Source organism: Novosphingobium huizhouense, assembly GCF_020179475.1.
In the GTDB taxonomy this organism is placed as follows: domain Bacteria; phylum Pseudomonadota; class Alphaproteobacteria; order Sphingomonadales; family Sphingomonadaceae; genus Novosphingobium; species Novosphingobium huizhouense.
Genome location: NZ_JAILXZ010000001.1, coordinates 849048 through 875723, shown reverse-complemented (window position 1 = coordinate 875723; position 26676 = coordinate 849048). Strand labels below are relative to the sequence as shown.

Here is a 26676-nt window from a genome sequence, read left to right as displayed (position 1 = left end):
CCTCTTTCCTTAACTGGTTAGCTAAGAGCGATAGGCATGCCGACAGGGCTTGGCAATGCGCTTCGAACAGGGCAACCTGTCATTTGATAGGTTCGTGAGAGGATGCGCGGAGGACAGGCCGGACAGATGGCCGCCCCGCCGGGAAGGAAAAGCCCCATGCCGCTGTTGCGCCAGGTTCCCCGCGGCGAGATCACCGACGAGGTGGTGCTCGCCTACATGCAGCACCTGTTCGGGGACCGCGACCCCACGGTCGAGCCCGGCACGGCGACCGGCACGCCGGGCGACTGGTGGAGCGTCTTCGCGCTTTCGCCCGACATCTTCCGCCACGCGGTGAGCGGCTTTGCGCTCTACCGCAGCCCCGAGCGGCGCATCGACCCGATCCTGCGCGAGCTGGGCCAGACGCGCGCCGGCTGGGTCAAGGGCAGCCAGTTCGTGTTCTCGCAGCACTGCAAGAGCCTGCGCGGCCTCGGCTGCAGCGAGGAGAAAATCGCCGCCGTGCCGCACTGGGCCGTGGCCGATTGCTACAACGAACAGGAACGCGCGGTGCTCGCCTATGCCGACTGCCTGTGCCAAGCGAACGGGCGCACGCCCAAGGCGGTGATCGACAAGCTCAAGACCTTCTGGGACGACCAGCAGATCTTCGAGTTCACCTACATCACCTGCCTCTACGACATGCACGCGGTGATCACCCGCGCGCTGCGCATGGAATTCGACGACCGCGAGGACCCGATCGTGGAAGTGGCCGCGCCCGAAGGCTTCGATGCGGCGGACTTCCTCGGCGGACGGCGCAAGCAGCAGCAGGAGAGCGAGGCATGAGCGGGAACAGCGTGTTCGACATCCGCGGGGTCAACCACCTTGCGCTGGTCTGCCGCGACATGGCCAGGACGGTGGAGTTCTACCGCGACGTGCTGGGCATGCCGTTGACCAAGACGATCGACCTGCCCGGCGGCATGGGCCAGCACTTCTTCTTCGACATCGGCAACGGCGATTCCATCGCCTTCTTCTGGTTTCCCGATGCCCCGCCAGCGGCGCCCGGCATCGCGGCGCCATCGGGCCTGCCGGCAATGGGCGACATGAAAAGCGCGCACGGATCGATGAACCACATCGCCTTCAACGTGCCTGCCGACAAGTTCGACGAATATGTCGCGCGGCTGCACGAGCGCGGGGTCGAAACCTCGCCGGTGCTGAACCACGACGATTCCGAATGGCAGGTCGCGCCGCAGATGCAGGACGGGGTGTTCGTGCGCTCGGTCTATTTCTTCGACCCCGACGGCGTGTGCCTCGAGTTCGCGGCCTGGACCGCCGAGCTCGGGGGCGAGGCGCACGTGCGGCACGACCCGATGCGCGCTGACGGCACCAAGGCAGTGGGCATGATCGTCAAGGATGCGCTGCTACAGTAGTGAAGGATCGACCACCCGGCCTTCGCGCGCGGAGACCTGCGCCGCCTCGATCACCGCGTGGACGCCCAGCAATTCGTGGAGGGTGTTGGGCGGCGCGCCCTGCCCGCGGATCGCCGCGGCAAGGCTTGCATAGAACGCCTGCTGCGCGCCGCGCGGCGCAAGCGTCTGCGTTTCCGCGCCGGCGGCGTCGATCCGGCGCAACGGATCGGGATCGCGCCCCCAGCTTTCGTCGCCCGGCCGCAAGCCCGCGACCGACTGCGCTTCCTGCGGATCGAGGCACTGCTTGACCAGCGTGCCTTGCGTGCCATGGACGACGAAGCGCGGCGCGCCGCCCGCCACGCACATCCCTGCGTGAAGGATCGCCCGATGCCGGCGATAGCGCAGCACGACGTGCGCCCAGTCGTCGGCCTGCGCGCCGTCGCGCAAGGCGGCGATGTCGGCGCTGACGCCTTGCGGCATGCCGAACAGCGCCAGCGCCTGGTCGACGAGGTGCGGCCCGAGATCGAACCACACGCCCCCTCCCGGCCCCGCCGCCTCGCGCCAGCGGTCGCGGACCTGCGGACGGAAGCGGTCGAAGTGCGATTCGAAGTGGACCACCCGCCCGATGCGGCCGTCGCGGACCGCCTCGGCGATGGCAAGGAAATCGCTGTCCCAACGGCGATTGTGGAAGGCGACGAGCAGTCGGTCGCACGTTTGCGCGAGCGCCGCGAGGTCGCGTGCCTCGGCCAGCGACAGCGCCAGCGGCTTTTCGGCGACGACGTGCTTGCCCGCGCGCAGCGCCTGCGCGGCGAGCGCTGCATGGGTGTCGCTCGGCGTGGCGACGACGACCAGCTCGATCGCCGGATCGTGGAGCACCTCGCTGATCTCCGCGCGCCGCTCGGCGCCGGCGGGAACCGGGACCTCGGGCCGGCGCGAGACCACTGCGGCAAGGCGCAGCGCCGGGCAGGCGGCGATGTAGGGGGCGTGGAACACCCGCGTCGCCATGCCGTTGCCGACCACGGCGACCCCGATCGGCGAGGATGCGGCGGGCGCGGCCGGCGTCATTGCGGGTCGGCCTCGGCCACGAAGCTGCGGGCGAAGCGGTGGACGCGAATGCGCTCGACCGCGAAGCCCTGCGCGCGGATGCGGGCGAGGATGTCGCGCGCGGGCCAGTCCTGCGGCCGCGTCCACGCCGCCCAGAACAGCGTCGGGCAGCGCGGCGAGAGCGCGCGCGAGCCCGCCGGGGCGAGCGCGAAGCCGTGGCGCGCGGCCATCGCGCGGTAGGCGAAGGGCACGACCTGGCGGTTGTCTGCCGGCGGAGGCGTGATCGATTCGGCGTTCCAGAACGGATCGGTGTGGACGCGCGCGTCGGGGCAGGCGGCGACGATCCGCCCGACGAGCGCCGCGCTCGGGGTCCAGTCGCCGTTCTGCTGCTTGGCGAGCGCGGCCTGGGCGGCGGCCGCGACCGAAAGCGCGGCAGCGAGCGCGACGCAGGCGTGCGCCAGCCGCGCATCGAGGCGGCGCAGCAGCGCTTCGGCGCCGAGCGCGAGGATCATCGCCATCACCGGCACGAGGCCGAGCAGGTAGCGTTCGTAGATGAACGGACGCCACAGGTGGATGGCGACGATTGCTGCCACGGCGAGCGCCCAGCCGACCAGCAGGAACGCGGCCGATTCGATCTGGGAGATTTCCTCTGGATCGTGCGCGCCGCTGCGCCGGAAGAGCGCGAGGCCGGCAGCTGCGAACCCGGCGACGGCGCAGCCGAGCAGCAGCAGGTTCGCTTGGCCCACGCGCAGCACCAGCAACTCGATCGTCCAGCGCGCGACGCCGAGCCCCGGCGGCAGCCAGAACGAACTGGTGTTGGCGAGCCAGTGCCGCGCCTGCACCGCCGAGACCGCGACGAACAACAGCCCTGCGACGAGCGAGGGCAGGCCCAGCCGCCAGAACCGGGCAAAGTCACGCGCGGCGAGATAGCGCAGCAGGAACGGCAGCTGGATCGCGCTCGCCACGATCGTCGTGGTGATGTGGCTGTTGAAGGCGACCAGCGCTGCCGCCCACAGCACCACGCCGTCGCGCCGCCGCCAGGGCCGCCCGCCCGGCGCGGCGGCGCCAAGGTGCACCACCTCGACCGCCACGGTCAGCAATGCGATGGCGCAGACCGACAGGAAGTACGAGCGGTAGTCGGCGGCGAAGCGCACGACCACGCCCTGCGCCGCCAGCGCGATCGCGAACAGGGCGAAGAGGCGGTGCAGGTCGGCGCGCGGCCGGACGAGGACCAGCGCTCCGAGCAGCGCGGCTGCGAAGAGCACGAGGTTGAGCAGGCGCTTGTGTTCGATCGTATCGCCGATCCACCAGAACCCGCGCGCGAGCGCGTAGTAAAGCGGCGGATGGTTGTCGGGGAGCCAATGCCCGACCAGCGCCTGCCCCAGCGGCATCGTGGGCCGCGCGACGTAGAAGGTGAAGAACTCGTCGTACCAGGGGCCGAAGGCGAGCATCGTATGGAGCACCGCCGCCGCCAGCCCGGCCAGCGCAACCCCCGCCGCGCCCGGCACGATCCACCCGGAAAGACGCACACGCTCCATCGCCAGCCCCTGCCCCGGCATCGACTGCGCGTCCGGCCCGACCGGACAGACGCCCGCCCGAAGCCGAGCGGCCGCGATTAGCTATCGGCAATGCCGCGCCGACGCCAGCGCCAAGGCGGGCAAAAGCGCAAGGCGCCCCCTATCGCGACGATGCGTGCGGCACGAAGGACAGCGGAAGCCCGGCGTGCTTGATGTCTTCCATCACGATCGATGCGTGGACGACGTTCATTTCGACCCGGGCAACGATCGCGTTGTAGACCTTGTCGTAGTCGTTCACCGAGGGGAGGACGATCTTCAACAGGTAGTCGACGCTGCCGGTGAGGCGGTACACTTCGACGATCTCGGGGATCGCTTCCACCGCGCGGCGGAAGTTCGCGGTCCATTCCGCGCTGTGGATGCGCGCGCTCACGGTAACGAACACGGTGGTGCCGAGCCCGAGCCGGTCGCGATCGAGGACGGCGACGTTGCGCCGGATATAGCCTTCGTCGCGCAGGTTGGCGATCCGCCGCGAACAGGCCGAGGGCGACAGGTGGACCTTCTCCCCGATCTTGCTCAACGAAGTGTCGCTGTCCTTCTGCAACACGTCGAGGATCGCGAGATCCCGCTGGGTCAGCATCGTCGTCTCCCTTGCCTGCCGGTGGGGTACCGGAGCCTCGGCCTTCCCCATCGCCTGTCCCGACTGTGCCCCTGCCCTGTCAAGAGCCGAACGGTTGCTCTTGGCAGCGCCCACGTCCGCCCGGGGTGGTCACATGCGGTAGTCGCCGGTGTCGAAGAAGCTTTCGATCGCCTTCAGGTCGGGTGCGATGTCCAGGTCGCGGGCGCGGAGCCAGGCATCGCTGAAGATCGTCGAGGCGTAGCGATCGCCGGAATCACACAGTAGCGTCACGATCGAGCCGCGCCGCCCCGCGCGCGCCATCTCGGCGGCTAGGCGGGCGCAGGCGACGAGGTTGGTGCCGGTCGATCCGCCCACGCGCCGGCCGAGGCGCTGCGAGAGGGCGCGCGCGGCCGCGATCGACGCTGCATCGCCGACGATCTCCATGCGATCGACCACCGAGGGAATGAAGGAGGGCTCCGCCCGCGGCCGGCCGATCCCCTCGATCAGGCTGCAGGCTCCGGCAACGGTGGTGACGCGCGGGTCGCTCCAATGCCGGTGGAACACCGACGCTTCGGGATCGGCGACGCAGATCCTGCTCGCATGGCAATGGTAGCGCACGAAGCGGCCGAGGGTGGCCGAAGTCCCGCCGGTGCCCGCGCCGCAGACGATCCACTCCGGGATCGGCGAGGGCTCCCGCTCCATCTGCGCGAAGATGCTTTCGGCGATGTTGTTGTTGCCGCGCCAGTCGGTCGCCCGCTCGGCATAAGTGAACTGGTCCATGTAGTATCCGCCGAGCTCGGCGGCGAGCGCCTGCGCGACCTCGTAGATCGTCGCCGGATCCTCGACCTTGTGGCAGACACCGCCCTGCGCCTCGATTGCCTCGATCTTCTCCGCCGCCGTGCGCGCCGGGACGACCGCGACGAAACGCAGCTTCAGCATGCGCGCGAAATAGGCCTCCGACACGGCGGTCGAGCCCGAAGAGGCCTCGACGATGGCAGTGTCCGGCCCGATCCGCCCGCTGCACAGCGCGTGCAGGAAGAGCGACCGGGCAAGCCGGTGCTTGAGGCTGCCCGTCGGATGGCTGCTTTCGTCCTTGAGGTAGATGGCGATGTCGGGAAGCGCCGGAAGGTCGAGCGGGATCAGGTGCGTGTCGGCCGACCGGGTATAGTCGGCGTTGATCCGGCCGATCGCCCAGGACACCCATTCCGCATCGCTGCCTTGCCGCCCACAGGCGCGCAGTTGCTCCACCGCTCCTGCGCCGTCCGACGTCTTCACCACCTGCATCGCGCCCGTTCCCCCCTGACCGTGTCGTGGTGCGGAAATAGCAGGGAGCGCACGACGCGTGCTTGCAAACCCGGCCCGCAGCGCCCTCGATGCTGCAACCCGTTTGCAGCGATGCGAAGGTTCCTGCAAACCGCGACACCGGCGGCGAAAGCTGTTGCTAACGGCTCCCCCCGGAATGACCGAGCGAGAGGCGTTGCGCGGCGCGACGCCATCTCGGCAAACGGCGAGAAGCAACGCCTCTGCGGATGGCATCAAGGGAAAAGCGATACTAGGAGGACCGACCGCGAATGGCCCTGCTGCCAAGAATGCGCAGATATGGCGGAGACGGAGGGATTCGAACCCTCGGTACCGGATTTACCAGTACGACGGTTTAGCAAACCGTTGGTTTCAGCCACTCACCCACGTCTCCGGATCGCAGCGGCGAGGGCGCGCTATAGCGAGCGATTTGGGGGGCGGCAAGGCTGCCGCTGAAATTCTTCATGCGGCGCACAAAGGGCGCGGATCACACGCATCCGGACGCAAATTCGACTCGGCTCATCGCCCGTTCATTGTACGCAGGCGAGCTTGCGCCGCACTGCAGGGCGTTCGGGCCGGCACGGGATCGCAAAGGCCGCACCGGGCCAATTTGGGGATGGGACTTCCGATGACGAAACTTCACCGCACAATCATGCTGGTCCTGTCGGGACTGGCGCTCGTCCCCGCCACTGCCGTACAGGCCCAGGTCCAGACGATCGACCCCAACCAGGCGATCGATGCCGATCTCGATCCGCGCACGCCGGCAGCGCCGGCGACTGCGCCCTACCCCGCGCGCATCGACCAGGCCGCGCCGGTCGGATCGGAAGCGCCTCGCCCGCTGCCGCCGCTCGCCGATCCGAATGCGCCGGTGCCAGCCTCGCCGGCACCGACGCCCGTCCCGGTCACGACCGCACCGCCGCCGCCAGCGGGGTCGCAGGGGGTCCCCCCCGGCACCTACAAGGAGGACGACCTGATCGGCGCCGCCGAAGGCGTGTTCGGCAAGGGCGCGCGGGGTCTTGCCCTGATGATCAAGGACATCCTCAAGAAGCAGGGCGAGCCGATCGGCTACATCACCGGGCGCGAGGCAGGCGGCGCGGTGGTCGTGGGCGTGCGCTATGGTTCGGGCACGCTGCACCACAAGATCGAGGGCGACCTGCCGGTCTACTGGACCGGGCCTTCGGTCGGCTTCGATCTCGGCGCCAACGCCGCGAACACGTTCGTCCTCGTCTACAACCTGCACGACACCGCCGAACTGTTCCACCGCTACGGCGCGGGCGAAGGCCAGGCCTACCTCGTCGGCGGATTCCACGTGAGCTACCTGCGCAGCCACGATGTCGTGCTGATCCCGGTGCGGATGGGTGCGGGGCTGCGGCTGGGGCTCAACGCCGGCTACATGAAGTTCAGCCGGACGCAGAACTGGGTGCCGTTCTGAGCCGAGCGGCACGGCGCCCTCGCGGACTCCACGCCGGAACCAAAATCAGGGGTTGCGGCGAAGCAGGCGCGGCGGCATGGCGCGCGCAATTTCCGCAAACCCGGACAGGAGGGTCCGCCCATGCTCGAAAATCTTGCCGCCCAGCCCGCCGACGCGCTGCTCGCGCTGATCAAGCTGCACAACGCCGATCCGCGCGCCGACAAGATCGATCTGGGCGTGGGCGTCTATCGCACCGCCGAGGGCGCGACTCCGGTGTTCAAGGCGATCAAGGCCGCCGAGCAGAAGCTTCTCGCCGAGCAGGATTCGAAGGCCTACCTCGGCCCCGAGGGCGACATGGGCTTCGTCCATGCGCTGATCCCTTATGTCTTCGGCAAGGACTTCGACCGCGCGCGGGTCGAAGGCATGCAGTCGCCGGGCGGCACCGGTGCGGTGCGCCTCGCCATCGAGGTGGCGCAGCGCTCGGGCATCAAGCGCATTCTCATGGGCACGCCTTCCTGGCCCAACCATGCGCAGATCGTTGCGGCAGTCGGGCTGGAGCTGGTGACGTTCACGCACACCACCGCGGACGGCACCGCCGATCTCGACGCGCTGCAGGCCGCGCTTGCCGCAGCGCAGCCGGGCGATGCGGTGCTGCTCCACGGCTGCTGCCACAACCCGACCGGCGTCGACTATACCGAGGCGCAGTGGGACGCGATCGCCGCGACGCTCGCCGACGGCAAGGTCCTGCCGATCATCGACCTTGCCTACCAGGGCCTGGGCGACGGCATGGAAACCGATGCCTATGGCCTGCGCAAGGTGTTGGGCGCGGTGTCCGAGGCGCTGGTCGCCTATTCCTGCGACAAGAACTTCGGCCTCTACCGCGACCGCGTCGGCGCGTTCTACGCGGTCACTTCGGATGCGACCGCGCTGGCCAACGCGATGGCCAATGGCGCTGCGGTCGCACGCGCGTGCTGGTCGATGCCGCCCGACCACGGCGCCGCGGCGGTGCGACTGATCCTGTCGGACGCCGAACTGACCGCGATGTGGCTCGCCGAACTCGACGAGATGCGCGAGCGCATGGCCTGGGTGCGCGAACGCCTTGCCGCTGCCCAGCAGGTGGGCAGCGTCAACATGGCGCCGCTCGGAATCCAGAAGGGGCTGTTTTCGATGCTGCCGCTGTCGGGCGAGCAGATCCTCGCGCTGCGCGAAAAGCACGGCATCTACATGGCGGGTTCGGGCCGCATCAACGCGGCCGGCCTGACCACCGGCAACATCGACAAGTTCATCGCCGCGCTGGGCGACGTCGCCGCCTGATTGCGCACGAGGGTTGGAAAAACAAGAAGGGCGGGCGCCGCGTGGCCCCGCCCTTTTTCGTGCATGCGGGGTTCGGTTCAGGCCTTGGCGGCGAGCGACTGCATCCGCTTGAGATAGCGCGCCAGCACATCGATCTCGAGATTGACGGCATCGCCCAGCGCGAGCGTGCCGATGGTCGTCACTTCAGCGGTGTGCGGAATGATGTTGAGCGCGAAATGGCAGGTGCCATCGGCCTGGTCGGTCACTTCGTTGACCGTGAGTGACGTGCCATCGACGGTGATCGAACCCTTGGGCGCGATGTAGGGCGCAAGTTCGGCAGGAGCGGAAATGCCGATGCGCGTCGAGCCGCCTTCCGGGCACAGGCCGACGACGTGGCCCACGCCATCGACATGGCCCGTCACGATATGGCCGCCGAGCTCGTCGCCCAGCTTGAGCGCCGGTTCGAGGTTCAACTTCGCCCCTTCCCGCCAGTGCGCCGGCGCGGTGCAGGAGATCGTCTCGCCCGAGACATCGACCGCGAACCAGGCGTCGCCGGCCGTGCCGCCGCGATCGACCACCGTCAGGCACACCCCCGAGCAGGCGATCGAGGCGCCGACCGCGATCTTCGCCGGGTCCATCGCGCAGGCGATGGTCATGCGCTTGTCGCCGCGGTCCTCGATTCGGGTGATCGCGCCGATTTCGGTGACGATGCCGGTGAACATTGCTCTCTCTCCTTCAGCGCCTGCGCTCGTAGACGTCGAGCGTGTCGCTGCCAAGCTGGCCACGCGTGACATGGCTCCAGCGGCCGTGCGCCGCATCGAGCGTGGCGAGGCCGATGTCGCCGATGCACGGCCTTCCGCCGCCGATGACGATCGGTGCGCGGTAGATCATCAGCCGGTCGACCAAGTCCGCGGCAAGAAACGTGGCCGCCGCGCCCGCGCCGCCTTCGACATAGAGATACTGCAGATCGCCGAACGCGTGGGGCGCAGTGATGTTGGCGACGGCGCGCCAGCCTTGGGGCGCAGCTCCGCGCGTCAGCACCCAGCGTTCGGGACTGCGGGCCTCGAGCCCGGGCAGGCGCACGTCGAGCCGGGGCGAATCGGCGCGCAGCGTGCCGCCGCCGACGAGGATCGCTTCGGCGCGGGCGCGCTCGACATGGACGTGGGCGCGCGCCGCTTCGCCGGTGATCCAGCGGCTCGAGCCATCGGCAAGCGCGATGCAGCCATCAAGCGAGGTCGCGAGCTTGAGCGTCACGTGCGGACGGCCAAGCCTGGCGCGCGCGAGGTATCCGGCAAGCGAGGCTTCGGCCTCCGGGGAAGGCAGCAGGTCGACCGTAATGCCTGCTTCCCGCAGGCTCTCCATGCCGATGCCGGCGGTGCGCGGATCGGGATCGGGGCACCCGACGACCACCCGCCAAAGGCCGCTCGCGACGACCAGCGACGAGCACGACGGCCCGCGTGTGCTTGTGTGCGCGCAAGGTTCGAGCGTGACGTAGAGCGTCGCGCCGCGCGCGGCATCGCCCGCCTGCGCCAGCGCCATCGCTTCGGCGTGGGGCCGCCCCCCGGCCTGGGTGAAGCCCCGCCCGACGACGCGTCCGCTACGGACGATCACCGCCCCGACAGCGGGATTGGGACGGCTCGCTGGACGGCCGCGGGCCGCCAGCGCTGCGGCGGCGGCCATCCAGTTGCGGTCGCTGCGCCCCTCCACCGCCAACGTCAGGGCTTGGGCGTGGGCGGCACCGGCTCGCCGGTGATCTGGCGCAGCAGCGCCTCGTTCTTTTGCTGCTCGGCCTTGCGCGCCGCTTCGCGCTCGGCCGTGCCTTCGTCGTACATCTTCTGGGTGTCGATGCCGGTGGCCGCGCCGACCGCCTTGTACATCTTGCGGATGTCCTCGGCGCGACGATCCTCTTCGGCCTGTTCGGCGTCGAGTTTCTTCTGTGCGGCGATGTTGCCGGCAAGGATTTCCTTGTCCGAGCGGTCGGCGCGCCAGCTTTCGAAGTAGATCACCTTGGGCGGACGCGGCAGCCCGCGCCCTTCCTGCTGGGCCATCAGGTAGAAGATGCCGCCGGTAACGCACGCGGCGAGCGCCAGCGCGCGCCAGCGGTACTCGCTCGGCGCGCCGAGCACCTGCCACAGGTCCTTCAGCGCGCGCGCCGGCGAAACGTTGGAAAAGAAACCCTTCATCGTTGCGCCTAGATAGGAGCGCAGGCGCGTTTGCGCCAGTTGCGGTTACATTTCCTCGTCGAGGCTGAGCAGCGAGGCGTTGCCGCCCGCGCTGGTGGTGTCGGTCGTGGTCACCCGCTCGACGCAGAAGCGGGCAAGATAGTGCGGCCCGCCGGCCTTGGGCCCGGTGCCCGAAAGCCCTTCGCCGCCGAACGGCTGGCTGCCGACCACCGCGCCGATCATCGAGCGGTTGACGTAGAGATTGCCGACCCGGGCGGCGCCCTCGACCGTTTCGGCAACCCGCGCGATGCGGCTGTGCAAGCCCATGGTCAGGCCGAAGCCCTTGGCGTTGACCCGTTCGATCACCTGCTCGAGCTCGCCGGTCTTCCACGTTGCGACGTGCAGCAGCGGGCCGAACCATTCGGCGTCGAGATCCTCCAGCGAATCGAGACGGATCACCGTCGGCGGGACGAACAGGCCGTGGGGGGGAACCGCAACGGTCTTGACGATCCGCGCTTCCATCGCGCTGCGCCGCCCCATCAGCCGCGCGAACGCGGCCTCGTCGATCACCGGGCCGACATCGGTCGCCGGGTCCGCCGGATCGCCGATGACGAGCGCATCCATGGCGCCCGCCAGCATCTCGAGCGTGCGCTCGGCGATGTCCTCCTGCAGCAGCAACAGGCGCAGGGCGGAGCAGCGCTGGCCGGCCGAACGGAAGGCGCTGGTGACGATGTCGCGCACCACCTGTTCGGGCAGCGCGGTCGAATCGACCACCATTGCATTGATCCCCCCGGTCTCCGCGATCAGCGGTACGATCGGGCGATCGTCGTCTGCCAGAAGCGCGCGGGCGATGCGCTTTGCGGTCGGCACCGAACCGGTGAAGGCGACTCCGGCGACACGCGGATCGGCGACGAGCGCCGAACCTGCCTCCGCCCCGCCGACGAGCAGTTGCAGCGCGCCCTCGGGCACGCCCGCCTCGCGCGCCAGCGCAACCGCCCAGGCGCCGATCGCCGGGGTCTGCGGCGCGGGCTTGGCGACGACCGTGTTGCCGGTGACGAGCGCGGCCCCCACCTGGCCAAGGAAAATCGCCAGCGGGAAGTTCCACGGCGCGATCGCCGCCCATACCCCGCGCGGCAGCAGGCGCAGCACGTTGGTCTCGCCGGTCGGCCCCGGCAGCGGCAGCGGCTGCATCAGCTCGCGCGCCTGTCGGGCGTAGTAGCGGCAGAAGTCCGCCGCCTCGCGCACTTCTGCCAGGGCATCGGGCAACGTCTTGCGGGCCTCGTGCACAAGCAGGGCAAAGGCTTCGTCGCGACGCGCCTCGAGCAGGTCGGCGAGGCGTTCGAGCACCTCGGCCCGGTCCTCGAGCCGGACAGCGGCCCAAGCAGGCGCTGCCGCTGCCGCTGCGCCGACCAGGCTCGCGGCATCGCCTTCCGCCGGGACGCGCAAGGTCGGGGCAGACTTCATCGCCGCAGCGAGCTCGGCCAGCACCGCCCGGTCGTTGAGGTCGATGCCGGCCGAGTTCCCGCGCACCGGTTCGAACAGGTCGCGCGGCAGCGGGATCGACGGGTGCGACTGGCCGTCGCTCGCCCGCGCCTTGGCGACCGGATCGGCCAGCAGGTCCTCCTCGGACAATTCGGCATCGGCCAGCTGGTGGACGAAGCTGGTGTTGGCGCCGTTCTCGAGCAGGCGGCGGACGAGATAGGCGAGCAGGTCGCGATGCCCCCCCACCGGGGCGTAGATCCGGCAGCGATAGCCCTCTTCGCGCACCAGCTTCTCGTAGAGTCCCTCGCCCATGCCATGCAGGCGCTGGAACTCGAAGTCGGCGCCGCTGCGGCCCATGGCGCGCGCCCATTCGACGATGGTCGCGACGGTGCGGGCGTTGTGGCTGGCGAACGCCGGCTCGACATGCGGGCTCGCCAGCAGTTCGCGCGCCGCGGCAAGGTACGAGACATCGGTGTGCGCCTTGCGCGTGAACAACGGATAATCGGGCAGGCCCTGTTCCTGCGTCGCCTTGATCTCGCTGTCCCAGTACGCCCCCTTGACCAACCGCACCTTGATCCGACGCCCGGTCGCCTCGCCGAGGCCATTGGCCCAGCGGCACACGCTGCGCGCGCGCTTCGAATAGGCCTGAACCGCCATGCCGAGGCCATCCCAGCCCTTGAGCGCGCCATCGGCGGCAACCGCGGCGATGATGTCGAGCGAGAGGTCGAGCCGCTCGCTTTCCTCGGCATCGACCGTCAGCGGAATGCCCGCCCGCGCCGCTCCCCGCGCCAGATCGAGCAGCATCGCGGTAAGCTCCGGGATCGCGGCATCGGCCTGAGCCGCCTCGTAGCGCGGGTGGAGCGCCGAAAGCTTGACCGAGATCGAGTGGCCCTCGCCCGCGGCCTTGCCCACCGCGGCGATGGCGGCTTCATAGCTTTCGAAGTAGCGATGCGCGTCGCCGAAGGTACGCGCTGCCTCGCCCAGCATGTCGAAGCTCGCGGTGAAGCCCTTGTTCTCGCCCTTGCGCATGCGCGCCATCGCCTCGTCGATGGTGCGCCCCATGACGAAGACCTCGCCCATCAGCTTCATCGCAGCGCCGACCGCCTGGCGCACGAACGGCTCGCCGCTGCGCGCGATCAGGCGGCGAAGCACGCCCGCCTGCGGCTCCACCCCGATCACCGCGCGACCGAGCACCAGCCCCCAGGTGGCCGAATTGACCAATGCCGAGGACGACTTGCCCGAGTGCGCGCGCCAGTCCGCCTCGCCGATCTTGTCGGCGATCAGCAAGTCGGCAGTCGCAGGATCGGGCACGCGCAGGAACGCTTCGGCCAGGCTCAGCAGGGCGAGGCCCTCGGCGCTGTCCATGCGGTATTCGGCCATGAAACGGTTGACCCAGCCGCTTGCCTGCCCCTTGCGCAGTTCGGCGATCAGGCCCTTGCCCCGCGCCATGATCGCGGCTTCGCCATCGCCCGGCAACGTCACGAGCAGGGGCCGCACCACCTCGGGCTCGGCAAGACGGTGCTGGCGACGCATCTCGGCGCGGGCGAGCGCCATGGCGGGGGTAAAATCGAAGCGGTTGTCCATGGCCGGCCCCTAGCGCAAACCGGTTACGGTTGCGACCGGATTTGGTAGCAGTCGCCGCTCCGTCAGCCGAACAGACGGTAGAGCGCGCGACCCTCGCGCTTGAGCCAGCGGTTGGCGTCCTCGATCCGCCCCTCGTAAAGCTCGGCAAGATGGGCGTGAAACGCCCGGCTGTGGTCGAAATGGGTCATGTGCGCGACCTCGTGCGCGACCACCGAGCGGCGGACGAAATCGGGCGCCATGACCAACCGCCAGTTCATCCGGATCGATCCGTCGGCAGCGCAGCTGCCCCAGCGGCGCTGCGCTCGCGACAGCGCAAGGCGCGGCACGGCCTTGCCGGCGCGGGCGCAGTAGTGGGCAAGATCGTCGGCCATGAGCCGCAGCGCCTCGCTTTCGAGCCAGCGCGCGAGCCGCGCCTGGAGGCTTTCGCGCGGTCCTCCAAGCACCACCATGCCATCGTCGAGCACCGGCTTGCGCGGCGCATCGGCCAGCCAGGCCACCTGCAGCGCCTCGCCGCGATAGGGAACGTGGCTGCCCTCGGTCACGCTGGCGCGCTCGGGCACGCGGCGCAGCTGCTGCGCCAGCCAGTCGCTGCGCTCGCGCGCGAAGGCCTCGGCATCGCCGACGCGGCCCCAGCGCGGGATCGAGACGCGGACCTCGCCCCCGTCGGGCGAGAGCCGCAGCGTCATCCGCCGCGCCTGCGCCAGCCGCCGGATCACCAGCGGCATCTCGCGTCCGGCTACAGTGATCGCGCGCGGGGCGATCGGCCGGGGCGAGGCCGGTTGCCGGTCAGGTCGGCGCAGCCAGTCGATCACGGCAACGCGTCCTCGCCCGCAACGTCGTCGGGATCGGGGATGACGTGATCCTCGATCGGGCCGGCCAGCACTTCGCTGATCGCCCGGCCGCGGACCGAAACGCCCGCGCGGTGCACGCTCTCGCGGTCGCCGCTGATCAGGTAGTGCCAGTCCCGCAGGGGTTCGCCATCCGCACGCAGGCGATAGGCGCAGGTCGGCGGAAGCCAGGTGACCTCGCGCACCAGGCGGGGCGTCAGCCGCAGGCAATCGGGCACCAGCGCCTTGCGGTGGCGATAGTCGGCGCAGCGCCCCGTCTTGATATCGAGCAGGCGGCAGGCGACGTTGGTGCGATAGACCCTGCCGGTGTCCTCGTCCTCGAGCTTGTGCAGGCAGCACTGGCCGCAGCCGTCGCACAGCGCTTCCCATTCGTCGCGGGTCAGCGCCTCGATCGGCTTCTCCCAGAACCTCTCGCTCAACGCACCCATTTCGCCAGTTCCGCCGCGACCGCGGGTCCGTCCTTTTCCGCCGGCAGCAGCGCGATCGGCTTGCCGTCCGGCCCCATCAGGTAGCCTGCGCGGCTGTGATCCATCAGGTAGGCGTCGGGCGCGGAGCCCTCGCGCTTCTGGTAATAGACGGCAAAGCTCTTGGCGACTGCCGCGATCTGGGCGGGCGTGCCGGTCAGGCCGACGAGTTCGGGACCGAAATTGGCCGCGAACCTGCCGACGGCCTCGGGCGTATCGCGCGCCGGATCGATGGTGATGAACAGCGGCACGACCTTGGCCGCAAGTTCGGGACTCGTCCTGGCGAAGGCATGGTAGCCCTGCATCAGGTGCTGCACGTCCAGCGGGCACACGTCGGGGCAGAAGGTGTAGCCGAAATAGATGACGCGGTACTTGCCCGCGAAGTCGGCATAGCGCACCGGCCTGCCGTCCTTGCCGACGAGCGTGAAGTCGCCGCCGATCGCCGCGCCTTCGAGCGGGGGACGCTCGGCCGGCCCGCTGCCCGAACAGGCAGACAGCGCGAAGGCCAATGCGCTGGCAAGCGTTAGGAATATCGGGCGGCGCCGAAGCGGGCGTGCGGATCTGGGCGGCATGGCGCGCAGGTTCATGCTCTGCTAACCAGCCGCTTGCAAGGGGCGAGCCCGCGGTCGCGAACAGGAGGACGACAACGTGAACAGGTGGACCGGCTGGGCGCGCTGCGCCGCGGCGACACTCGCAGGACTGGCCCTCGGCCTTGCCGCGCCGGCCAGCGCGCAGTTCTCCGACAGCTACAAGTTCCTCGAGTCGGTCAGGAAGAAGGAAGCCGACAAGGTCACCGACGCGCTCAACGAGCCCGGCACGCAGATCGTCAACACCCGCGACGTCACGACCGGCGAATCCGCGCTGCACATCGTGACCGCGCGCCGCGACGTAACCTGGATGCAGTTTCTCGTCGGCAAGGGCGCCAACGTCAACATCCGCGACAACAAGGGCACGACGCCGCTGGTGCTTGCCTGCAACCTCGGTTTTCTCGAGGGCGTCGACTTCCTCATCTCGGCCGGCGCGCGCGTCGACGAGCCCAACAACACGGGCGAGACCCCGCTGATCAGCGCGGTCCACCGCCGCGACGTGGCCCTCGTCCGCGCGCTGCTGAAGGCCGGCGCCAACCCGGACCGCCCGGACAACTCCGGTCGCTCCGCCCGCGATTACGCCACGCTCGACGGCAAGGGCAGCGCCATGCTGGGCGAGCTCGAAAACGCCGCCCGGGCCAAAGCCGCCAATCCGGCCAAGAAGAGCTACGGCCCAACTTTCTGATCGCGCCGAAAGGACCCGCCATGACCGCAAACGACGCCACGCTCGAAGACCTGCGCATGGACCTCGCGCCGCTGATCGCCGAATCGGCGATGTTCGACGGCTGGAGCGACGCTGCGGTCGAAGCCGCCGCAGAGATGGCCGGCATCGACCCGGCGGCGGCGCGATTCGCCTTCGAGGGCAAGGCGATGACCATGATCGCCGCGTGGATCCACGCGATCGACCGCGACATGGCCCGCGAACTGCCGAACGAACGCATCGGCAACCTGCCGATCCGCGAGCGCATCCGCAGCCTCGTCCAGTTCCGCCTCGATGCGCTGGTCGGGCGCGAGGAGGCGCTGCGCCTCGCGCTGATCGAGATGGCCAAGCCCTGGAACGCCGCGGCCGCTGCGCGGCTCGGCTGGGAAAGCGCCGATCGGATGTGGCGCCTCGCCGGCGACACCGCTACCGACTACAACCACTATACCAAGCGCGCGACACTGGGCGCGATCTATGCCGCGACGCTGACGTTCTTCGCCCAGGACAGGAGCGAGGACCACGACGAGACCCGCGCCTTCCTCGCCCGCCGGATCGAGGACGTGATGAAGTTCGAAAAGGCCAAGGCCCGCGTGATGCGCCCGCGCGACGAGAGCTTCAGCCTGACCCGGCTGCTGGGGCGGCTGCGCTATCCCGCGACCTGACCGGCGCAATCGTCCCGATCCGGGCTCAATCAACTATTGCGAATGACTTGCAATTGTTGCGGGGCTGTGGCAGCGCCACACGCGTGACTCTCGACCAGCTTCCCCTTGGCAGCAGCGCCCGCATCGCCGCGGTCGACTGGACCCTGCTCGTTCCAGAAGAAGCGCAGCGCCTGCGCGCGCTCGGCCTCGACGAAGGCGCGCAGGTCACGCTCGCCTATCGCGGCGTGTTCCTCGGCCGTGACCCGCTGGCGATCGAGATCGGGCGGATGACCGTGGCGCTGCGCCGCGCCCACGCGCGCGCGATGACGGTCGAGACGACCCATGCGCCGCAGGCGGCCTGAACGATGAGCCGCCGCCCCTGCGTCGCCGCGCTGGTCGGCAATCCGAATGCGGGCAAGAGCGCGCTGTTCAACGCGCTGACCGGAGCGCGGCAGAAGATCGCGAATTACCCGGGCGTGACTGTCGAGCGCAAGGCCGGGCGGATGCTGCTGCCCAATGGCGAGCCGGTCGAACTGGTCGACCTGCCCGGCTCCTACGGCCTCCACGCCACCACCAGCCCCGACGAGGAAGTCACCCGCCGCGTGGTCATGGGCGAGCAGGAAGGGCAGGCCCGCCCCGACGTGCTGGTCATCGTGCTCGACAGCTCCAACCTCGAACAGCACCTCGTCTTCGCGCAGGAAGTGCTCGAGCTGGGGCGGCCGACAGTGGTCGCGCTCAACATGGTTGACCTTGCCGAGCGCGATGGCCTCGTGCTCGATCCTGCCGCGCTTTCGGCGGCGCTCGGCGTGCCGGTCATTCCCACGGTCGCCGTGCGCCGCCGCGGGCTCGACGATCTTGCAGCCGCCGTCGCCGCTGCGCGCGATGCGGTCGTGGAGCAGCCGCTGGCCCGCCCCCACGTCACCCTGCCCGAACGGCGCATGCTGGCGCACGAGATGGCGCAGGGCGCCATCCTCTCGGAAACGCGCAAGCACCGCATCCACGCGCGGATGGACAGGGTGCTGCTCCACCCCTGGGCCGGACCGCCGATCCTGTTCGCGCTGCTGTTCGTGGTGTTCCAGGCGGTGTTCAGCTGGGCGACGCCGTTCGCCGACGCGATCGATGCGGGCTTCTCCGCCATCGGCGACTGGGTCCGCGCGGAAATTCCGCCGAGCCTTGCCCGCGACCTGCTGACCGACGGCGTCATCGCCGGGGTCGGCGCGGTCATCGTGTTCCTGCCGCAGATCCTGATCCTGTTCTTTTTCATCCTGACGATGGAGGCGACCGGCTACATGGCCCGCGCCGCCTTCCTGATGGACCGGCTGATGGCGGGCGTGGGCCTGTCGGGGCGCAGCTTCATCCCGCTGCTGTCGAGCTTCGCCTGCGCGGTGCCCGGCATCATGTCGACGCGTTCGATCACCGATCCCAAGGACCGGTTGACCACGATCCTGATCGCCCCGCTGATGACCTGCTCGGCGCGGCTGCCGGTCTATGCGGTGATCATCGCCGCATTCATTCCCAACCGGATGGTCGGGCCCGTCGGCCTGCAGGGTCTCGTGCTGTTCACGCTCTATGTCGCCGGGATCATCGGCGCGATGGTCGTGGCGCTGGTGCTGCGCCGCTCGGTGACCAGGGGTGCGGCGTCAGGCTTCATCATGGAGCTGCCCAAGTATCAGCTGCCCACGGTCAAGGATCTCGCGCTCGGCCTGTTCCAGCGCGCCTGGGTGTTCCTGCGCCGCGCCGGCACGATGATCTTCACGGTCACCGTGGCCTTGTGGGTCCTGCTCAACTTCCCCCGCGCCGAGCCAGGGCAGGACCAGGTCAACGCCTCGATCGCCGGGCACATCGCTAACGGCCTTGCCGTGGTGGTCGAACCGATCGGCTTCAACCGCGACATCGCGCTGGCGCTGATCCCGGCCATGGCCGCGCGCGAAGTCGCGGTCAGTTCGCTCGCCACCACCTACGCCGTCGGCGCCGCGGACGAGGACCAGCAGGGCCGCCAGCTCGGCGACCAGCTCAAGGCGCGCTGGAGCCTCGCCACCGCGCTCGCCTTCCTCGCCTGGTTCGTCTTCGCGCCGCAGTGCATGTCGACCATCGCGGTCACCCGGCGCGAAACCAACGGCTGGAAATGGCCGGGCTTCATGCTCGCCTACCTTTTCGGCCTCGCCTACCTCTTCGCCGGCGCGACCTACTGGACCGCGGTGGCCTTGGGCTTGGGATAAGTCCCTTGCGCTCCTTGAGGTCGATGTCGACGCTGCTTACCTCGTTGGCTCGACATTCCAAGGACACGATTCGATGGCAGGCAGCGTCAACAAGGTCATTCTGATCGGCAACCTCGGCGCCGATCCGGAAGTGAAGAGCTTCCAGAACGGCGGCCGCATCGCCAACCTGCGCATCGCCACCAGCGAAAGCTGGAAGGACCGCGCCACCGGCGAGCGCAAGGAGCGCACCGAGTGGCATAGCGTCGTGATCAATTCCGAAGGCCTCGTCGGCGTGGTCGAACGCTTCCTCAAGAAAGGCAGCAAGGTCTACATCGAGGGCCAGCTGCGCACCCGCAAGTGGCAGGACCAGTCGGGCAACGACCGCTACACCACCGAGATCTCGGTCGGCGGCATGGGCGGCGTGCTGACCATGCTCGACGGCCCGCAGGGCGGCTCGGGCGGCGGCATGGGCGGTGGCGGCCGCTCGTCGGGCGGCGGCTGGAACGATGGCGGTTCGTCGGGCGGTTCGCGCGGCGGCGCCTCGTCGGGCGGCAGCAGCTGGAACCAGGGCGGCGGCTCTTCGGGCGGCTTCGGCGACGATCTCGACGACGATATTCCGTTCTGATCGCGGGCGATCAAGCGCCACCCCGGCGAAAGCTGGGGTCGCTTCCGGCCCCACATCCTCAAGTCCCGCGCGTATCCCCGTACAGGTGGATATGCAGCCGGTCGGTAAACCGCCACCCGGCGTCGAGCGCCGCATCCGACAGCCATTTCGACCGTTCGCGCAAGGTTGCGCTGTCGGTGCCCTCGGGCATTACGAACAAGCGCTCGCCGGGAATGGCGTAAGCCTCCTGCAGTGCGGCCGCTTCCTCCACATCGGCAGGCGTCGCCACCACGAACTTGAAATAGGCGCGCGGCTCTGCCGCCCACGCCGCCAGCCGCTCCGGGATCAGCGCCAGCTCGGCCGGATTGCCCGAATGCGCAAGCTTGGGGCTGACGTTGTACTGGTCGACCAGCGCGTCGAGCGCCGCATGCGGCGCGACCGAACCGTTGGTTTCGATCTCGACGTGGAAGTCTGGCCGCGCTTGCCGGACCGCCGCGACCATCCGCGCCAGCGCCGCTCCTTGCAGCAGCGGCTCGCCCCCGGTGATGACCAGCCGGTCGGGCAACAATGCCACGATCCGCGACGCCACCTCGCCCTCGTCCAGCACCAGCTGGTTCGCGCTGCGTTCGAACGCCAGGTCGTCGCGGTGCGGCCGATTGTCGCCGGTAAAGCGCCACGTGTACGCCGTGTCGCACCAACGACAGGCGAGGTTGCAGCGCGACAGGCGCACGAAGGTGGAGGGCCGACCCAACGACGGCCCCTCCCCCTGCAGCGAAGCGAAGATCTCCGCCTCGCCCGGCGTGACGGTGGCGAGCGTCAGCAAGGCAATCCTCCCCTGCAAGGGGAGGGGGACCGCCGCAGGCGGTGGAGGGGTATCGCGCGCACGCTACCCCTCAGTCGACGCTGCGCGCCGCCACCTCCCCTGCAGGGGAGGATGGTGGGCCATGTCCTGATCACCCCAACCGCTTGAGCGCGGCGGCCAGCCGCTCGGCTTCGGCCGCGTGCATGGCATGGTCGGCGCGCGCCTTCTCGACCGCTTCGGGCTTGGCGCGCTCGACGAACGAGGGGTTGGACAAACGCCCTTCCAGCGCCTTGGCTTCCTTCTGCGACACGGCCAGCGCCTTTTCCAGACGCGCCTTTTCCGCCGCAATGTCGATCACGCCTTCGAGCGGCACGATGATGTTGGCGTCACCCGCGCCGATCTGCATCGCGGCGCCTGCAGGCGCCGCTTCGAAACGGATCGCGTTGAGCCGCGCCAGTCGTTCGATCGCGGCCGGATTGGCGTCGATCGTCGCGCGCGTCTGGGCCGAAGGTTCGGGCAGGTAGGCATCGAGCCGGGCACCCGGCGCGATGCCGAGTTCGTTCTTGGCCGTGCGCAGGTTGGACACCAGCGCGATCAGCCACTCGACTTCGCGCTTGGCATCCGCGTCCGCCGGGACATCAGCCGCAGGCCATTGCGCCACGATCAGATCGACCGACCGATCGCCAAGCGCGTGCCACAATTCTTCGGTGACGAAAGGCATGAACGGATGCAGCATGACCAGGATCTGATCGAGCACCCAGCCGGCAACGGCGCGCGTTTCGTCATCGAAGCTGCCCTTGATCAGTTCGATGTACCAATCGCAGAAGGTGTTCCAGGTGAACTGGTAAATCGCATTGGCCGCCGCGTCGAAGCGCAGGTCGGCCATCGCCTGGTCAAGTGCGCGGACGGTTTCGCCCACTTCGCCCACGATCCACTTGTTGACCGCGCTGGTCGCCGGCGGAGCGGCCGCCGACGTGCTGCCGACGATGCCGTTGCTCTGGCAGAAGCGCGCCGCGTTCCACAGCTTGGTGGCGAAGTTGCGGTAACCCTCGACCCGCTTTTCGTCCATCTTCACGTCGCGGCCCTGGCTTTCCATGGCGCACATGAAGAAGCGCAGGGCATCGGCCCCGTACTTGTCGATCAGGCCCAGCGGATCGACCACGTTGCCCTTGGACTTGGACATCTTCTGCCCATCGGCCGCGCGGACGAGGCCGTGGAGATAGAGCTTCTTCCACGGCACCTGCCCCATGAACTCGATGCCCTGCATCGCCATGCGCGCATCCCAGAAGAACAGGATGTCGAAGCCCGACACCAGCAGGTCGTTGGGATAGTGCTTCTTGAGCAGCGGCGCGTCCTGATCCGGCCAGCCGAGCGTGGCAAAAGGCCACAGCGCGGAGGAGAACCACGTGTCGAGGACGTCAACATCACGCAGCAAGACGATCTCGTCGTCTAAACTCAAATCACCTTTGTCTGCGCGATTTATGTGTTCAATGTTGCGGTGAAGCCATTCATTACGATCTGACGCGATAAATATTTTTTTCTGACTGCCGTAATAGGCCTCGCAATCAGCTTCTAGATGAGCCTCATCGACACACACAAAGACCTTATTTTTAGAGAGGTCGGACAAATCAACGCTTAGATCGTTTCCTTTCTTGTGAGGACCATACCACGCCGGGATCCGGTGGCCCCACCACAGCTGGCGGCTGACGCACCAGGGCTGGATGTTTTCCATCCAGTTGAAGAAGGTCTTCTCCCAGGTCTTGGGCACGATCTCGATCTTGCCAGTGCGCACCGCCTCGATCGGGGCCTTGGCCAGCGTCTCCGCATCGACGTACCACTGGTCGGTCAGCCAGGGCTCGATCACCACGCCGCCGCGGTCCCCGAACGGGGTCTGGATCGTGCGCGGTTCGGCGTCGAGCAGGGTCTCGTTGCCGTCCTTGTCCTTGACCACGTGCGGGATCAGGAAGCCCGCCGCCTTCATGTCGGCAACGATGGCCTCGCGCGCATCGAACCGGTCCATCCCGAGGTACTTTTCGGGCACCAGGCCGTCGGCGGTCTGCACCACCTTGGCTTCGGCATCGAACATGTTGAGCATGTCGGCAGCCTTGATCCCGGCGCGCTTGCCCACTTCGAAGTCGTTGAAATCATGCCCCGGCGTGATCTTCACTGCGCCCGACCCGAGCTCGGGATCGGCATGCTCGTCGGCCACGACCTTGAACCGGCGGCCGGTCAGCGGCTGCAGGATTTCCTTGCCGATCACCGACTTGTAGCGCGCGTCCTCGGGGTGGACGGCCACGGCCATGTCGGCCAGCATCGTCTCGGGCCGCGTGGTCGCGACCTCGATGTAGTCGAGCCCGTCGTCGCGGATGACGCCATCGGCGAGAGGGTACTTGAAGTGCCAGAACCCGCCCTTGATCTCGTGCGTTTCGACCTCGAGGTCGGAGATCGCGGTCTTGAGCTTGGGGTCCCAGTTGACCAGCCGCTTGTCGCGGTAGATCAGCCCCTTGTTGTAGAGGTCGACGAAGACCTTGACCACCGCGCGGGTGAAATGCGGGTCCATCGTGAACTGCTCGCGCGACCAGTCCATCGAACAGCCCAGCCGCCGCAGCTGGCGGGTGATGGTGCCGCCGCTCTCGGCCTTCCACTCCCACACCTTGTCGACGAAGGCCTCGCGCGAATAGTTGGTGCGCTTGTCCTGGCGCGCCTCCAGCTGGCGCTCGACCACCATCTGCGTGGCGATGCCGGCATGGTCGGTGCCGACCACCCACAGCGCGTCCTTGCCGCGCAGGCGCTCGTAGCGGATCACCACGTCCTGCAACGTGTTGTCGAGCGCATGGCCGATATGCAGCGAGCCGGTGACGTTCGGCGGCGGATTGACGATCGTGAACGGCGCGGCGTCCGGGCGTTCGGGGCGGAACAGGCCGTTGTCTTCCCAGTGCGCGTACCACCTGGCCTCGATGCCGGCCGGCTCGAAGGTCTTGGCCAGTTCGGCGGCGGCGTTGATCGCGGGGGTCTGGTCGCTCATGCGCGGCGCTCTGCCACCCCGACGCCCACGCTGCAAGCACAAGGCGGGATACGAGGCCATGCTTCGGCGTTACGTCGCACGTGCTGCACTTGTCGCCTTGCAACTTTTCCCGCATGAAGCGGATACGATGCGGGCGCTGACCGACTTCACGATCGCGTCGGACGAAGCTGCGTCCGGCGATGGCGGTGGCGCCACGCTGGCGTTCTCCGGCCCGATGACCGTGGCCTCGCTCGGGCCGATCGACGCACGCATCCGCGATGTCCCGGCCCCGCTAGCGCGGATCGACATGACCGGCGTCACCCGGATCGACACCGTCGGCGCCTGGGTCGCCTGGCGCGTCGCGCAGCGCACCGGCGCGCGGATCGTCAACTGCAAGCCCGAAGCCGAACGCCTGATCGCCGCGGTCAGCCAGGCCGACGACAACCGCGAGCCGGTCGCCGGCGAGCGGCTGCCGCTGTTCAGCCGCGTGCCCGCGCGGGTGGGGGAGACGATCATCGGCCTCGGCCGTGGGACGCTGCAGGTGCTCGGCTTCCTCGGTCTCTACGTCCAGGCCTGCTGGGCGCTGCTGCGCCGCCCCTCTACCTTCCGCACCAAGGCGCTGGTCCACCAGATGGAGCTGGTCGGCGTCAACGCGCTCGGCATCATCGCGCTGATGAGCTTCCTCGTCGGCATCGTCATCGCGCAACAGGGCGCGGTGCAGCTGCGCCAGTTCGGCGCGGAGATCTACACCGTCAACCTCGTCGGCCGCCTGACCTTGCGCGAGCTCGGCATCCTGATGACCGCGATCATGGTCGCCGGCCGCTCGGGCTCGGCCTTCGCCGCGCAGCTCGGCACGATGAAGCTGACCGAGGAAGTCGACGCCATGCGCACGATCGGCGTTTCGCCGATGGAGGCGCTGGTGATCCCGCGCATTCTCGCGACGATGATCATGATGCCGCTGCTCGGCATCTATTCCGCCTTCCTCGGCATCGTCGGCGGCGCTTTCCTGTCCTCGCTCACGCTCGGCATTCCGTTCTTCACCTTCCTCGCCCGCATCCAGGAAGTGGTGCCGCTGCACGATGTCTGGGTCGGGCTGGTCAAGGGCCCGGTGTTCGGCCTGATCGTTGCGGTCTCGGGCTGCTACCAGGGCTTGCAGGTACGCAACAATGCCGAGGAAGTCGGCACCCGCACCACCGCGGCCGTGGTCATGGCGATCTTCATGGTGATCGTGCTCGACGCCTTCTTCGCGGTGTTCTTCACCGAGATCGGCTGGGGATGAGGGAGTGCCCGGACATCCCGATCCGCGTGCGCGGCCTGAAGAACGTGTTCGGCGACCACGTCGTCCACGAAGGGCTCGACCTAGAGGTGCGCAAGGGTGAGATCATCGGCGTGGTCGGCGGCTCGGGCACCGGCAAGTCGGTGCTGATGCGCTCGATCATCGGCCTGCAGGTGCCGGCCGAGGGCGAGATCGAGGTGCTGGGCAGCTCGATCACCGACGCGCGCGACGACGAGGACATCGACATCCGCAGCCGCTGGGGCGTGCTGTTCCAGGGCGGCGCGCTGTTCTCGACGCTGACCGTGGCCGAAAACGTCGAAGTTCCCCTGCGCGAGTTCTATCCCGAGATCGAGGACGAGCTGCGGCACGAGATCGCGCGCTACAAGGTGCTGCTGTCAGGCCTGCCCGCCAATGCCACGCGCAAGTATCCGAGCGAACTGTCGGGCGGCATGAAGAAGCGCGCCGGGCTCGCGCGCGCGCTCGCGCTCGATCCCGAACTGCTGTTCCTCGACGAGCCGACCGCGGGCCTCGACCCGATCGGGGCGGCGGCGTTCGACCAGCTGATCCTGGGGCTGCAGCAGACGCTGAACCTTACCGTGTTCCTGATCACCCACGATCTCGACACGCTCTACGAGATCTGCGACCGCGTCGCGGTGCTGGCCGACCGCAAGGTGATCGCCTGCGGGACGATCCCCGAACTGCTCGCGCTCGATCACCCCTGGATCCAGGAATACTTCAACGGCCCGCGCGGGCGCGCCGCGCAATCGGCCAAGCAGCGCAACGGCGCCGCGTCAGAGCAGCAGAAGGGCTAGCCATGGAAACGCGCTCGAACAACATCTGGGTCGGAGCCGTCACGCTGCTGCTGCTGGCGGGCATGGCCGCGCTCACCATCTGGATCGCGCGGCTCAACCAGGGCGCGCAGAACGAATACGACATCTTCTTCAAGCAGTCGGTCGACGGCCTCGCCAAGGGCTCCGAAGTGTCGTTTTCGGGCGTCCCCTCGGGCCAGGTCAAGGATATCGAGCTGTGGGAGCGCGATCCCGGCCTCGTCCGCGTGCGCATTCGCGTCGACAGCAAGGTGCCGATCCTCCAGGGCACGACCGCGAGCCTGCAGGGCAGCTTCACCGGCGTCACCACGATCCAGCTCCAGGGAGCTATGAAGGGCGCCCCGCCGATCGTCGAGCCGGGCCCCGAGGGCGCGCCGGTGATCCCGACCAAGCGCAGCGGGCTCGGCGAGATCCTGTCGAACGCGCCACTGCTGCTCGAACGGCTGGCGACGCTGACCGAACGGCTGACGATGGTGCTGTCGGACAAGAACCAGAAGTCGATCGAGAACATCCTCGCCCATACCGACAAGCTGACCGGCAACCTTGCCGATGCCTCGCCCGACGTGAAGCGCACGCTGGCCGAACTGCAGGCGACGCTGCGCCAGGCGAACTATACGCTCGCCGCCTTCGAGAAGGTCGCCGGCAGCGCCGATTCCATGCTGAACGACGAAGGCAACGGCATCGCCAAACAGCTGCGCACCACGCTAAAGTCGGTGCAGGGCGCCGCCGATGCGCTCAAGGCGACCGCCGACGACGCGCGGCCCGGGGTGCAGCAGCTCAACGCGCGCACGCTGCCCGCCGCCGAAGCGGCGATCCGCGAACTTCAGGCGACGACGCGCTCCTTGCGCGAAGTGACAGACCGCATCAATGATCGCGGCGTATCGAGCATCGTCGGCAGCCCCAAGCTGCCGGACTACAAGCCCTGAGCCGGGAGGCCC

At 68.7% G+C, this 26676-nt stretch carries 25 protein-coding genes and 1 tRNA gene; 12 read left to right on the top strand and 14 right to left on the bottom strand.

The features are described 5' to 3' along the window. Positions 1–156: 156 nt before the first annotated feature. Positions 157–816 (top strand): carboxymuconolactone decarboxylase family protein, encoded by a 660-nt coding sequence (locus K3A85_RS04335; protein ID WP_225205263.1) that lies wholly within the window; start codon positions 157–159, stop codon positions 814–816. Continuing rightward, complete coding sequence (locus K3A85_RS04330; RefSeq protein ID WP_225205262.1) at positions 813–1400, top strand: VOC family protein; 588 nt, start codon at positions 813–815, stop codon at positions 1398–1400. Before K3A85_RS04335 ends, K3A85_RS04330 begins: the two co-directional genes overlap by 4 nt. Here K3A85_RS04330 and K3A85_RS04325 read toward each other — a convergent pair. The 5 genes from K3A85_RS04325 to K3A85_RS04305 all read right to left on the bottom strand — a co-directional run bounded on the left by K3A85_RS04325 (position 1392) and on the right by K3A85_RS04305 (position 6249). Continuing rightward, a complete protein-coding gene (locus K3A85_RS04325) occupies positions 1392–2444 on the bottom strand; it encodes an oxidoreductase (RefSeq protein ID WP_225205261.1) in 1053 nt (350 codons plus the stop codon). The genes K3A85_RS04330 and K3A85_RS04325 overlap by 9 nt on opposite strands. Beyond that, the gene (locus K3A85_RS04320) at positions 2441–3961 is read right to left on the bottom strand and encodes a hypothetical protein (RefSeq protein WP_225205260.1); all 1521 of its coding nucleotides are present in this window, start codon (positions 3959–3961) and stop codon (positions 2441–2443) included. The genes K3A85_RS04325 and K3A85_RS04320 overlap by 4 nt, the downstream gene beginning before the upstream one ends. A 139-nt stretch (positions 3962–4100) precedes the next feature. Continuing rightward, complete coding sequence (locus tag K3A85_RS04315) at positions 4101–4577, bottom strand: Lrp/AsnC family transcriptional regulator (protein WP_225205259.1); 477 nt, start codon at positions 4575–4577, stop codon at positions 4101–4103. 129 nt (positions 4578–4706) lie between these two features. After that, on the bottom strand, positions 4707–5840 hold the full coding sequence (locus K3A85_RS04310) for a PLP-dependent cysteine synthase family protein (RefSeq protein ID WP_225205258.1): 1134 nt from the start codon (positions 5838–5840) through the stop codon (positions 4707–4709). Between the two features lie 316 nt (positions 5841–6156). Next, positions 6157–6249, bottom strand: a tRNA-Ser gene (locus K3A85_RS04305). A 234-nt stretch (positions 6250–6483) separates the two neighbouring features. On the opposite strand from K3A85_RS04305, the gene K3A85_RS04300 reads away from it, so the two are divergent. Together K3A85_RS04300 and K3A85_RS04295 are read left to right on the top strand one after the other, a co-directional pair. Further along, complete coding sequence (locus K3A85_RS04300; RefSeq protein WP_404822886.1) at positions 6484–7287, top strand: DUF1134 domain-containing protein; 804 nt, start codon at positions 6484–6486, stop codon at positions 7285–7287. A gap of 120 nt (positions 7288–7407) precedes the next feature. After that, complete coding sequence (locus tag K3A85_RS04295) at positions 7408–8580, top strand: amino acid aminotransferase (protein ID WP_225205257.1); 1173 nt, start codon at positions 7408–7410, stop codon at positions 8578–8580. 77 nt (positions 8581–8657) lie between these two features. Here the strand turns inward: K3A85_RS04295 and K3A85_RS04290 are convergent, their stop codons facing one another. The 7 genes from K3A85_RS04290 to K3A85_RS04260 form a co-directional block, all read right to left on the bottom strand. Next, positions 8658–9281, bottom strand: coding sequence for a riboflavin synthase (locus K3A85_RS04290; protein WP_225205256.1), 624 nt, complete (start codon positions 9279–9281; stop codon positions 8658–8660). A gap of 13 nt (positions 9282–9294) precedes the next feature. Next, positions 9295–10272, bottom strand: coding sequence for a bifunctional diaminohydroxyphosphoribosylaminopyrimidine deaminase/5-amino-6-(5-phosphoribosylamino)uracil reductase RibD (ribD, locus tag K3A85_RS04285; RefSeq protein WP_404822885.1), 978 nt, complete (start codon positions 10270–10272; stop codon positions 9295–9297). 2 nt (positions 10273–10274) lie between these two features. Continuing rightward, positions 10275–10742: a hypothetical protein gene (locus K3A85_RS04280; RefSeq protein WP_225205255.1), complete on the bottom strand. Its 468-nt coding sequence runs from the start codon at positions 10740–10742 to the stop codon at positions 10275–10277. A gap of 45 nt (positions 10743–10787) precedes the next feature. Next, entirely contained in the window at positions 10788–13787 is a 3000-nt protein-coding gene (locus K3A85_RS04275; protein ID WP_404822884.1) for an L-glutamate gamma-semialdehyde dehydrogenase, read from the bottom strand. A 62-nt stretch (positions 13788–13849) separates the two neighbouring features. After that, positions 13850–14599, bottom strand: a complete 750-nt coding sequence (locus K3A85_RS04270) for a M48 family metallopeptidase (RefSeq protein ID WP_225205254.1) — start codon at positions 14597–14599, stop codon at positions 13850–13852. Beyond that, positions 14596–15063 carry a YcgN family cysteine cluster protein gene (locus K3A85_RS04265; RefSeq protein WP_318248061.1) on the bottom strand — a complete coding sequence of 156 codons (468 nt, stop codon included), beginning with the start codon at positions 15061–15063 and terminating at the stop codon, positions 14596–14598. Before K3A85_RS04265 ends, K3A85_RS04270 begins: the two co-directional genes overlap by 4 nt. Further along, positions 15051–15671, bottom strand: coding sequence for an SCO family protein (locus K3A85_RS04260; protein WP_225205252.1), 621 nt, complete (start codon positions 15669–15671; stop codon positions 15051–15053). The genes K3A85_RS04265 and K3A85_RS04260 overlap by 13 nt, the downstream gene beginning before the upstream one ends. Positions 15672–15747: 76 nt before the next feature. Here K3A85_RS04260 and K3A85_RS04255 point away from each other — a divergent pair, with 76 nt between their 5' ends. From K3A85_RS04255 to ssb, 5 genes are all read left to right on the top strand, one after another. Further along, complete coding sequence (locus K3A85_RS04255) at positions 15748–16371, top strand: ankyrin repeat domain-containing protein (RefSeq protein WP_225205251.1); 624 nt, start codon at positions 15748–15750, stop codon at positions 16369–16371. Positions 16372–16391: 20 nt separating this feature from the next. After that, positions 16392–17048, top strand: coding sequence for a COQ9 family protein (locus K3A85_RS04250; RefSeq protein ID WP_225205250.1), 657 nt, complete (start codon positions 16392–16394; stop codon positions 17046–17048). A gap of 83 nt (positions 17049–17131) precedes the next feature. Next, the gene (locus K3A85_RS04245; RefSeq protein WP_225205249.1) at positions 17132–17389 is read left to right on the top strand and encodes a FeoA family protein; all 258 of its coding nucleotides are present in this window, start codon (positions 17132–17134) and stop codon (positions 17387–17389) included. A gap of 3 nt (positions 17390–17392) precedes the next feature. Continuing rightward, positions 17393–19246 (top strand): ferrous iron transporter B, encoded by a 1854-nt coding sequence (feoB, locus tag K3A85_RS04240; protein ID WP_225205248.1) that lies wholly within the window; start codon positions 17393–17395, stop codon positions 19244–19246. A gap of 73 nt (positions 19247–19319) precedes the next feature. After that, the gene (ssb, locus tag K3A85_RS04235; RefSeq protein ID WP_225205247.1) at positions 19320–19850 is read left to right on the top strand and encodes a single-stranded DNA-binding protein; all 531 of its coding nucleotides are present in this window, start codon (positions 19320–19322) and stop codon (positions 19848–19850) included. A 58-nt stretch (positions 19851–19908) separates the two neighbouring features. On the opposite strand, the gene K3A85_RS04230 is transcribed toward ssb, so the two are convergent. After that, positions 19909–20652: a 7-carboxy-7-deazaguanine synthase QueE gene (locus K3A85_RS04230; protein WP_225205246.1), complete on the bottom strand. Its 744-nt coding sequence runs from the start codon at positions 20650–20652 to the stop codon at positions 19909–19911. Positions 20653–20782: 130 nt separating this feature from the next. Beyond that, entirely contained in the window at positions 20783–23656 is a 2874-nt protein-coding gene (locus tag K3A85_RS04225) for a valine--tRNA ligase (RefSeq protein WP_225205245.1), read from the bottom strand. Between the two features lie 127 nt (positions 23657–23783). Here K3A85_RS04225 and K3A85_RS04220 point away from each other — a divergent pair, with 127 nt between their 5' ends. From K3A85_RS04220 to K3A85_RS04210, 3 genes are read left to right on the top strand one after another with little or no spacing between them, the layout of a single operon-like run. Next, a complete protein-coding gene (locus K3A85_RS04220; RefSeq protein WP_225205244.1) occupies positions 23784–24914 on the top strand; it encodes an ABC transporter permease in 1131 nt (376 codons plus the stop codon). Beyond that, positions 24911–25723 carry an ABC transporter ATP-binding protein gene (locus K3A85_RS04215; RefSeq protein ID WP_225205243.1) on the top strand — a complete coding sequence of 271 codons (813 nt, stop codon included), beginning with the start codon at positions 24911–24913 and terminating at the stop codon, positions 25721–25723. The genes K3A85_RS04220 and K3A85_RS04215 overlap by 4 nt, the downstream gene beginning before the upstream one ends. Before the next feature lie 2 nt (positions 25724–25725). Further along, the gene (locus tag K3A85_RS04210; RefSeq protein WP_225205242.1) at positions 25726–26664 is read left to right on the top strand and encodes an MlaD family protein; all 939 of its coding nucleotides are present in this window, start codon (positions 25726–25728) and stop codon (positions 26662–26664) included. Positions 26665–26676 lie beyond the last annotated feature (12 nt).

What these genes read in the sequence shown, in the direction of transcription:
- K3A85_RS04260 (WP_225205252.1), bottom strand. Translation starts at nt 15,671, where the DNA reads ATGCCGCCCAGATCCGCACGCCCGCTTCGGCGCCGCCCGATATTCCTA.
- K3A85_RS04315 (WP_225205259.1), bottom strand. Translation starts at nt 4,577, where the DNA reads ATGCTGACCCAGCGGGATCTCGCGATCCTCGACGTGTTGCAGAAGGAC.
- K3A85_RS04265 (WP_318248061.1), bottom strand. Translation starts at nt 15,063, where the DNA reads ATGGGTGCGTTGAGCGAGAGGTTCTGGGAGAAGCCGATCGAGGCGCTG.
- K3A85_RS04335 (WP_225205263.1), top strand. Translation starts at nt 157, where the DNA reads ATGCCGCTGTTGCGCCAGGTTCCCCGCGGCGAGATCACCGACGAGGTG.
- K3A85_RS04225 (WP_225205245.1), bottom strand. Translation starts at nt 23,656, where the DNA reads ATGAGCGACCAGACCCCCGCGATCAACGCCGCCGCCGAACTGGCCAAG.
- K3A85_RS04215 (WP_225205243.1), top strand. Translation starts at nt 24,911, where the DNA reads ATGAGGGAGTGCCCGGACATCCCGATCCGCGTGCGCGGCCTGAAGAAC.
- feoB (WP_225205248.1), top strand. Translation starts at nt 17,393, where the DNA reads ATGAGCCGCCGCCCCTGCGTCGCCGCGCTGGTCGGCAATCCGAATGCG.
- K3A85_RS04295 (WP_225205257.1), top strand. Translation starts at nt 7,408, where the DNA reads ATGCTCGAAAATCTTGCCGCCCAGCCCGCCGACGCGCTGCTCGCGCTG.
- K3A85_RS04330 (WP_225205262.1), top strand. Translation starts at nt 813, where the DNA reads ATGAGCGGGAACAGCGTGTTCGACATCCGCGGGGTCAACCACCTTGCG.
- ssb (WP_225205247.1), top strand. Translation starts at nt 19,320, where the DNA reads ATGGCAGGCAGCGTCAACAAGGTCATTCTGATCGGCAACCTCGGCGCC.
- K3A85_RS04275 (WP_404822884.1), bottom strand. Translation starts at nt 13,787, where the DNA reads ATGGACAACCGCTTCGATTTTACCCCCGCCATGGCGCTCGCCCGCGCC.
- K3A85_RS04280 (WP_225205255.1), bottom strand. Translation starts at nt 10,742, where the DNA reads ATGAAGGGTTTCTTTTCCAACGTTTCGCCGGCGCGCGCGCTGAAGGAC.
- K3A85_RS04250 (WP_225205250.1), top strand. Translation starts at nt 16,392, where the DNA reads ATGACCGCAAACGACGCCACGCTCGAAGACCTGCGCATGGACCTCGCG.
- K3A85_RS04320 (WP_225205260.1), bottom strand. Translation starts at nt 3,961, where the DNA reads ATGGAGCGTGTGCGTCTTTCCGGGTGGATCGTGCCGGGCGCGGCGGGG.
- K3A85_RS04220 (WP_225205244.1), top strand. Translation starts at nt 23,784, where the DNA reads ATGCGGGCGCTGACCGACTTCACGATCGCGTCGGACGAAGCTGCGTCC.
- K3A85_RS04325 (WP_225205261.1), bottom strand. Translation starts at nt 2,444, where the DNA reads ATGACGCCGGCCGCGCCCGCCGCATCCTCGCCGATCGGGGTCGCCGTG.
- K3A85_RS04300 (WP_404822886.1), top strand. Translation starts at nt 6,484, where the DNA reads ATGACGAAACTTCACCGCACAATCATGCTGGTCCTGTCGGGACTGGCG.
- K3A85_RS04310 (WP_225205258.1), bottom strand. Translation starts at nt 5,840, where the DNA reads ATGCAGGTGGTGAAGACGTCGGACGGCGCAGGAGCGGTGGAGCAACTG.
- K3A85_RS04290 (WP_225205256.1), bottom strand. Translation starts at nt 9,281, where the DNA reads ATGTTCACCGGCATCGTCACCGAAATCGGCGCGATCACCCGAATCGAG.
- K3A85_RS04210 (WP_225205242.1), top strand. Translation starts at nt 25,726, where the DNA reads ATGGAAACGCGCTCGAACAACATCTGGGTCGGAGCCGTCACGCTGCTG.